Source organism: Kineococcus vitellinus (genome assembly GCF_009906315.1).
Lineage (GTDB): Bacteria > Actinomycetota > Actinomycetes > Actinomycetales > Kineococcaceae > Kineococcus > Kineococcus vitellinus.
The window spans coordinates 1-4,340 of sequence record NZ_JAAALL010000336.1; the positions used below are offsets into that span (position 1 = coordinate 1).

Sequence of the window (4,340 nt, forward strand, 5' to 3'; positions counted from 1 at the left end):
GCATCGACGGCTTGCAGGCCACCATCGCGGCGGCGGTGGAGGAGCAGAGCGCGACCACCAGTGAGATGGTGCGCAACGTCACCGAGGTCTCCACCGGCTCCCAGGAGATCGCCTCCAACATCTCCGGGATCGCCGCTTCGGCGGATCAGACGACGGCGGGGGCCAGCCACACGGCTTCGACGGCGGGGGAGGTCTCGCGCACGGCGGTGCAGTTGAACGAGCTGGTGGCCTCCTTCACCCTGCCCCGCACCTGAGGGCCCCGCACCTGAGGGCCCCGCACCTGAGGGCCTGACAGCTCCTCACCTGAGCACCCGGCCGGTGATCTTCCACGGTGCACCGTGGAAGATCACCGGCCGTCGTGCGTCCCGGGGGTTCTCAGGTCCCTGCCGACGCGTCACCGGCTGCGGGCGCCCGGCACCGCGACCTGGCCGGGGAGTTCCCCGGCGACGGTGTCGAGGAACTCCCCCAGCGCACCCGGGACGGCGGAGACGGCGATCCAGCGGCGGTAGGCCTCGCGCCAGATCGTCAGGGTCAGGCCGGCGGCCAGGCTCGCCTCGTCGGCGTCCACGCCCTGCGCGCGCAGGAACTGCTCGGACTGCTGCTGCCAGCGCAGCTGCTGGGCGAGGTCGCGGGCCCGCAGGGCGGGGTTCTCCTCCAGCACGCGCTCCCGCGCGCACTTGGCCTCGGCGTCCTCGCCGGCGGCCGCGGCGAGGACGCGCACGCCGTGCAGCAGCCGGGCCAGCGGCGGGGCGTGCGCCCCGGCGGCCGCGGCTGCCCGCAGGACGTCGGCGAAGGCGTCCTCGTCGGCGGCGAACATCGCCTCGTCCTTGTCGCGCACGTGGCGGAAGAAGGTGCGCGTGGACATGTCCGCGGCGTCGGCGATCTCGGCGACCGTCGTCGCCTCGTAGCCCTGCTCGGCGAACAACCGCAGGGCGTGCTCGGCCAGCGCGCGCCGGGTCGCGGCCTGCCGGCGTTCACGAGGGGTCGTCCGCTCCACGGCCTCATCTCAGCACACGACACCTTGACAGGACGAGTCGACATGACACATCGTGCCACAACGACGTGACGAGACGCGTCGATCCTCAGCTGACAGGAGCCCTCCCGTGGACGTCACCGGTTCCACCGCACTCATCACCGGCGCCTCCGGCGGCATCGGCGCCGGCATCGCCACGGCGCTGGCCGCCCGCGGCGCCGACGTCGTCCTGGTCGCCCGCCGCGCCGACGAGCTGGAGGCGCTGGCCGCCGGCATCCGCGCCCGCTCCGGCCGCCGGGCCCTCGTCGTCCCCCTGGACCTGTCCACCCCCGACGCCGGCGCCCGGGTGCAGGAGGCGCTCGGCGGCCGGTCCGTCGACGTGCTGGTCAACAACGCCGGTTTCGGGTTGTCCGGCCGGCTGGCCGACACCCCGGACCTCTCCCGCCTGGGCGCGATGGTCACGCTGAACTGCACGACACTGACCGACCTCACCGCCCGCTTCCTGCCCGCCATGCTCGAGCGGGGTTCCGGAGCGGTGGTCAACATCGCCAGCATGGCCGCCTACCTGCCCGCACCCGGTTTCGCCGCCTACGCGGCGTCGAAGGCCTTCGTGCTCTCGCTGACCGAGGCGCTGTGGGCCGAGACGCGCGGCACCGGCGTCCGCGTCGCGGCCCTGTCCCCCACGGTGACCGAGACGGGGTTCTTCGACGTGGCCGGGCAGGCCGCGGGCGCCGGGCTGCGCCGGCGCAGCGTCGAGCAGGTGGTCGCCACGTTCTTCGACACCCTCGACGCCGACCGCCCCGTCGTGGTCGACGGCCGGCGCAACGAGGTCCTCGCGGCCACGTCCCGCCTCGTGCCCAGGACGCCGTTCCTGCGCGTCCTGGGACCGCGCTTCGCCGACAGGGTCTCCACCCCCGCAGCGCACTGACAGCGCCGGGCCCGCCGGCCCCGCCGACGCGGCGACGTCGGCGGAGCCGGGCGCGCGGTGACATGGATGTGACGATGACGCGCAGCGGGTGCCGAGGGTGACCGGCGGCGCCTGCGACGCACCGCTGAGCCGCCGGCTCACCCTGCCGCCCGACCCGGGTGCGGCCCGGCGGGCCCGCCGCCTGGTGCGCGAGGTGCTGGAGGCCGCCGGGCGGCCGGAGTGGGTCGACGCGGCGGAGCTCGCGGTCAGCGAGCTGGTCACGGACGCGGCGCTGCACGCGCGCACCCCGGTCGAGGTCGGCGTCGAGGTGCACCGGCAGCACGCCCGCGTGCAGGTGCGCGACTCCAGCCCCGCCCTGCCGGCGCAGCACCACTACGGCGAGCAGGTCACCACCGGGCGCGGGATGGCGCTGGTGGCGGCGGTGAGCAGCGAGTGCGGCACGACGAGCCTGCCCGACGGCAAGGTGGTCTGGTTCGAGCTGCGGGCGCTGGACGAGGAGCCCGGCGAGGAGGAGCTGCTCGCGGCGTGGGACGAGGACCGGTGGGGCGAGCCCGAGGGGACCCCCGGCGCACCGGGGCCGCCCGGGCCGCGGCCGAGGAGGCCCGGCGCAGCGCGCCGCCCGCCGCCGACCCCGCCACCGGGCTGCCGGTGGCGGCTGCTGGCGCTGCCGGGGCAGGCCGAGGTCGTCGCCGTGCGCGACCGGGTGTGCGAGGAGGTGCAGAGCCAGCTGCACGGCGGTCCCCCGCGCGCGTGGCAGGTGGCTGTCGACGCCGGCAGCCGCATCGTCGCGGTCGGCGGAGACGGTGGGGCCAGCACCGACGGCGCCGGGGCGCCGGCCGCTCCCTGAGGCTCAGGGCCGCGTGCCCTGCGGGCTCGTGGCGGCCTCCTGCCACGTCGACCACTCGGGGTCGAAGCCGTCCAGGTGGCGGAAGAGCAGGGCGATGTCCAGCAGCACGTGGGCGAGGTTGTCAGCGGTCAGCTCGCGCCCGTCGCGCACCGCCCGCCGGTACTGCTGCACGAAGCCGGCCCAGCCGGCGCGGGCCGCGGCGTCGGCGTCGGCCAGCCCGAACAGCGGGCTCGTGGAGCGCGCCTCGCGCTCCACGAAGGCGGCGAGCGCGTCGGCGGTGGCACGAGGCATCGACGGATCCAGCACGGGCCCCATCCTCGGGCACGCGCGGCAGCGGGACCGCCGCCGGGGCGGGGGTTGACACGGGCGCACCGGAGGCAAAAACTAAACCTCGTGGTTCACCATCAGTTCGCCGCCCTCGGCGACCCGACCCGCCTGGCCATCGTCGAGCGGCTCGTGCGCGGCCCGAGCTCGGCCGGCGACCTCGCGGCGCCGACGACGCTCTCGCTGCCGGCCGTGCTCAAGCACGTGCGCGTGCTCGAGGACGCCGGCCTGGTGACGACCGTCAAGCGCGGGCGCGTGCGCGAGTGCCGGCTGCGCGAGGACGCGTTCGTCGCCGTGGCCACGTGGACCGCGCAGCAGCAGGCGCTCTGGTCGACCCGGCTGGACGCCCTCGGCACCCTCCTGGAGGACACGTGACCACCACCCCGCTCCTGTCGTTCGACCTCGAGCGCACCTACCCCGCACCACCCGAACGGGTCTGGGCCGCCTGGACCCGCGCCGACCTGCTGCGGCGCTGGGTCTGCCCCGACCCGGACTGGCGCGTCTCGAGCTGCGAGGTCGACCCCCGCGCGGGCGGGGGCTACCGGCTGCGCTTCGGCCCCGCCCCGGCCGGCGACGCGTACGCCGAGGACGCGACCTTCGCGGTCTTCGAGCCCGTGCAGCGCCTCGTGCTCGACGTGCTCACCTCCGGGGAGGGCATGGCCGAGACCTCCCGCTGCACGGTGCTGCTGCTGCCGGTCGGCGGCGGCACCCGCCTCGAGCTCACCGTCGAGGGGGTCTCGGGCCCCGAGGCCGCCGAGGGCCTGCGGACCGGGTGGCAGGGGTGCCTGGAAGGCATCGCCGAGCACCTCGACGACGCCGCCTGACGACGCCTCCTGACGACGACGCCTCGGCGCCGCCCGACGACGAGGGCGCGGGGGCGCCTCACTCCAGCACGAGCAGCGGGGCGCCCTGGGCGACGGGCCCACCGGCCTCGACGCGCACCGCGCGGACCGTCCCGGCGCGCGGGGCGGTGACGGGGGTCTCCATCTTCATGGCCTCCAGCACGACGAGGAGCTCCCCCCGCTCGACCTCCGCGCCCTCCTGCACGGCCACGCGGACGACCGTGCCGTCCATCGGAGCGGGCACGGCACCGGGTTCGGCGCCGGTTGCAGCGGAGCCGGACCGCCTGCCCCGCCGGCGGTCCGCGGGGGGCGCGGCGGCGGACGACGAGGGCCCGTCGGGGTCCTCGGCGGGCAGCGTCACGGTGACGCGGCGGCCGTCGACCTCCAGCACGAGCGTGCGGCGCTCCCCCGCCGGCGCGTCACCGT

7 protein-coding genes and 1 pseudogene are annotated in these 4,340 nt (G+C 76.5%); 5 read left to right on the forward strand and 3 right to left on the reverse strand.

Going from position 1 to position 4,340, the window contains the following annotated elements; genetic code table 11:
- Positions 1 to 254 (forward strand): annotated as a pseudogene (locus GTQ99_RS20265) (methyl-accepting chemotaxis protein); the annotation flags it as partial.
- 140 nt (positions 255 to 394) lie between these two features.
- Here GTQ99_RS20265 and GTQ99_RS20270 read toward each other — a convergent pair.
- The gene (locus tag GTQ99_RS20270) at positions 395 to 997 is read right to left on the reverse strand and encodes a TetR family transcriptional regulator (protein ID WP_166617513.1); all 603 of its coding nucleotides are present in this window, start codon (positions 995 to 997) and stop codon (positions 395 to 397) included.
- A gap of 106 nt (positions 998 to 1,103) precedes the next feature.
- Between GTQ99_RS20270 and GTQ99_RS20275 the strand changes: the two genes are divergently transcribed.
- Together GTQ99_RS20275 and GTQ99_RS20280 are read left to right on the forward strand one after the other, a co-directional pair.
- Positions 1,104 to 1,901 carry an SDR family NAD(P)-dependent oxidoreductase gene (locus GTQ99_RS20275; protein WP_166617514.1) on the forward strand — a complete coding sequence of 266 codons (798 nt, stop codon included), beginning with the start codon at positions 1,104 to 1,106 and terminating at the stop codon, positions 1,899 to 1,901.
- 88 nt (positions 1,902 to 1,989) lie between these two features.
- A complete protein-coding gene (locus GTQ99_RS20280) occupies positions 1,990 to 2,748 on the forward strand; it encodes an ATP-binding protein (RefSeq protein ID WP_166617515.1) in 759 nt (252 codons plus the stop codon).
- 3 nt (positions 2,749 to 2,751) lie between these two features.
- On the opposite strand, the gene GTQ99_RS20285 is transcribed toward GTQ99_RS20280, so the two are convergent.
- Positions 2,752 to 3,039 carry a hypothetical protein gene (locus tag GTQ99_RS20285; RefSeq protein ID WP_166617516.1) on the reverse strand — a complete coding sequence of 96 codons (288 nt, stop codon included), beginning with the start codon at positions 3,037 to 3,039 and terminating at the stop codon, positions 2,752 to 2,754.
- A gap of 102 nt (positions 3,040 to 3,141) precedes the next feature.
- On the opposite strand from GTQ99_RS20285, the gene GTQ99_RS20290 reads away from it, so the two are divergent.
- A complete protein-coding gene (locus GTQ99_RS20290) occupies positions 3,142 to 3,447 on the forward strand; it encodes an ArsR/SmtB family transcription factor (protein WP_338075147.1) in 306 nt (101 codons plus the stop codon).
- Positions 3,444 to 3,896 (forward strand): SRPBCC domain-containing protein, encoded by a 453-nt coding sequence (locus tag GTQ99_RS20295; RefSeq protein ID WP_166617518.1) that lies wholly within the window; start codon positions 3,444 to 3,446, stop codon positions 3,894 to 3,896. The genes GTQ99_RS20290 and GTQ99_RS20295 overlap by 4 nt, the downstream gene beginning before the upstream one ends.
- Before the next feature lie 58 nt (positions 3,897 to 3,954).
- Here GTQ99_RS20295 and GTQ99_RS20300 read toward each other — a convergent pair.
- On the reverse strand, positions 3,955 to 4,340 hold a 386-nt coding region (locus tag GTQ99_RS20300), incomplete at its 5' end, for an acyl-CoA carboxylase biotin carboxyl carrier protein subunit (protein WP_166617519.1).